The sequence below is a fragment of the Rhodopseudomonas sp. BR0C11 genome (genome assembly GCF_010820945.1).
GTDB lineage: Bacteria > Pseudomonadota > Alphaproteobacteria > Rhizobiales > Xanthobacteraceae > Rhodopseudomonas > Rhodopseudomonas palustris_H.
Map to the genome: position 1 here is coordinate 1 of NZ_QTKI01000532.1, position 2732 is coordinate 2732.

Genomic DNA, 2732 nt, shown 5'->3' on the forward strand with positions numbered 1-2732 from the left:
GCGCGACGTGGCGGTCGCGTGCCCGCGCCCGCCACACCCAGGGTGCACGCAGCATTTGCTTCAATCCCGACACCGCTCGCTCCTTGGAAAATCCGATCGATATTGCGGTGCGACACTGTTCCAAACCTGCCGGTTTGGCAAGGCAAGCCAGGCGCGGCGGAACGTGTGGTTACTTCACCAGTGTCACAGGTAGTTTGGTCAGGTGGACGACCTTGTTGGCGACCGAGCCGAGTACCAGGTTGCCGATCGCGCTGCGGCCGCGGGTGCCCATCACGATGCCGTTGCAGTTCAGCTCTTCAGCGCGTTTGACGATGCGCTGCGCGGTGTCGCCGGTGAGCACCTCGGAGGTGAACGGGATGCTCGCCGCGTTCAGCTTGGCGATCGCCGGCTGCAGGATGTCGTCGCTGTGCTCGCGCTGCAGCTCCTCCATCTTCTCCTTGGAGACGTACACCGCGATCTCGCCATACAGCGCCGGCTCGGGATGGGCGTACACCAGCACCAGCTCGATCTGCACGTTGTCGTGGGCGAGGGCGATCACCCAGTCCAGAGCGCGGCCCGCATTGGCGGAGCCGTCATAGGGGAGGAGGATCTTCTGCATCGGTCGCGTCCTGTTGGCGTTTCCGGGGCGAAGCGGAGACCGTTTGCGCGACGAAAACGCGGCAAACGAGGTTTGCGGGGCGCCACCGCGGCCACACTGCGGTCATCACAGCCTGATTTGACCGAAACCTCAACCTGGTTCACACAGCCCGTCACCATGACATCGCAACGCTCGTCCGCCTTCACTGCAGCCCGCGCCGCTGCCGCCGTCACGTTCGCCGCCCTCGGCCTGTCCGGCTGCGCCGGGATGGGCGACAGCGCGCTGTCACAGGCGTTCGTCGATCCGGCCAAATACGAGCTGTACGACTGCAAGCAGCTCGAGGCGGAGCGCAAATCGCTCGATGCGCAGCTTGCCAAGCTCGACGGCCTGATGCGCAAGGCGCAGACCGGAGCGGCCGGGCCGGTGGTCTCCGAGATCGCCTACCGCAACGACTACATCAACGTGAAGGCGCAATCCCGGCTCGCCGAGCAGACCTGGCGGGACAACCGCTGCACCCCGACGCCGGAGCCGCCGCCGGCTGCGCCGGCTCCTCAGAAGCGGGCGGGACGCGGCGCGCACTGAAGGGCGCGCAGACAAATTGGCGGTTTCGTGGGCGCCCTCAGAGGCGCCAGTCGTAGATCCAGCTCTGACGTGCCAGCAGTCGGTCCGGGCCGAGCGCCCGCATCGCGACATCGCGGGCGATCGCCGCGGCGCCGGGCAGGTGGTAGATCACGCCGTTCTGCCGGGCGAGCTGCTGCACCCGTTTGACCCGGGGCCGGCGGAGCGCCGCGTAGCGCTGCAGCGTGGTCGCAACCTCCGCGGCGGTGCCGCCGCGGCCCTCGCCATGGCTGGCGGCGAGGCCGGCGGCCAGCACGGCGGCGTCCTCGATCGCCATGCCGGCGCCCTGGGCGGCGAATGGCAGCATGCCGTGGGAGGCATCGCCCAACAGGGCGATCGGGCCCTGGTTCCACGCTCCGCCGTCCGGCATCGCGAACAGCGCCCAGCGCGTCCAGTTTTCGACGGTTCCGATCAACGCCTTGGCGGCGCCCGCCCAATGCGCGAAACGCGCAACAATCTCAGTGGGTTCGCCGCGCGCGCTCCAGCCGCGCTGGTTCCATGAGCCATTGACCACCGCCACCAGGTTGATCCGGCGCCCTCCTGAGATCGGGTACACCACCAGATGCGCCTCCGGGCCCAGCCACAACTGCACTCCGCGCAGCCTCTCGCCATCCGGCATCGCCTCGGCCGGAATCGTGCCTCGCCAGGCGATCAGGCCGGAAAACAGCGGTTGGATCTTCGGAAACGCCACCCCGCGGACGGCCGACCAGATTCCATCGGCCCCGACCAGCGCCAGCGCCGGTTCCTGACCGCCGCCGGCCGACACGGTGACACCGTTGGCATGGGGCGCGACGTCCTCGACAGCGCAGCCGAGCCGGAGGTCGATCGAGGGATGCGCGGCGACCTTGGCGGCCAGCGCGGCCTGCAGGTCGGCGCGATGCACCACCCAGTAGGGCGCGCCGTTGCGGACGGCAACGTCGCCGATCGGCATCCGGACGATGGCGCGGCCAGAGCGGGCATTGATCGCGGTGACAGCGTCGGGCACCACCGCGCAGGCGTCGAGCCGCGGCTGCAGGCCGAGCTCGAGCAGAATTCGGGAGGCGTTGGGAGAGAGCTGCAGACCGGCGCCGACTTCGTCGAGCCGCTCGGTGCGCTCCAGTACGATGACTCGGAACCCCTTGGCGGCCAACGCCAATGCGGCGGTCAGGCCGCCAATTCCGGCTCCCGCGACGATAATGGTTCGGGAGACCGCCACGTTGCGGTCAGCGTCCGATCAGGCGACCTTGTCCTTCAGCACGCATTCCGGCGGACGGGCTTCGCCCGGCTTCAGATCGGCCGCGTAGCGATACAGCGTCGAGCAATATGGGCAGATGATCTCGTTGTCGTTACCGAGGTCGAGAAACACGTGCGGATGATCGAACGGAGGGGCGGCGCCGACGCACATAAATTCCCGCGAACCGATTTCGATCGTCGCAACGCCGGCATCGTTCTGGAAGTGGGGAACCACGTGGTCGGACATTCAGCTCACCTTTGCTGACAGCGGAGGGCAACTAACAGTGCAGCGCACCATACCGGCGCGGCTGCCTGATTCCTAGGG

General features: G+C 68.0%; 4 protein-coding genes. 1 reads left to right on the forward strand and 3 read right to left on the reverse strand.

What is annotated here, in order from left to right:
• Positions 1 to 169: 169 nt before the first annotated feature.
• Complete coding sequence (locus DYI24_RS24665) at positions 170 to 598, reverse strand: universal stress protein (RefSeq protein WP_164574195.1); 429 nt, start codon at positions 596 to 598, stop codon at positions 170 to 172.
• Between the two features lie 156 nt (positions 599 to 754).
• On the opposite strand from DYI24_RS24665, the gene DYI24_RS24670 reads away from it, so the two are divergent.
• A complete protein-coding gene (locus DYI24_RS24670; protein ID WP_107345223.1) occupies positions 755 to 1159 on the forward strand; it encodes a twin-arginine translocation pathway signal in 405 nt (134 codons plus the stop codon).
• A 37-nt stretch (positions 1160 to 1196) separates the two neighbouring features.
• Here the strand turns inward: DYI24_RS24670 and DYI24_RS24675 are convergent, their stop codons facing one another.
• On the reverse strand, positions 1197 to 2390 hold the full coding sequence (locus DYI24_RS24675) for an FAD-dependent monooxygenase (RefSeq protein ID WP_164574196.1): 1194 nt from the start codon (positions 2388 to 2390) through the stop codon (positions 1197 to 1199).
• Positions 2391 to 2408: 18 nt separating this feature from the next.
• A complete protein-coding gene (locus DYI24_RS24680) occupies positions 2409 to 2654 on the reverse strand; it encodes a zinc-finger domain-containing protein (RefSeq protein ID WP_011158974.1) in 246 nt (81 codons plus the stop codon).
• Between the last annotated feature and the right edge of the window lie 78 nt (positions 2655 to 2732).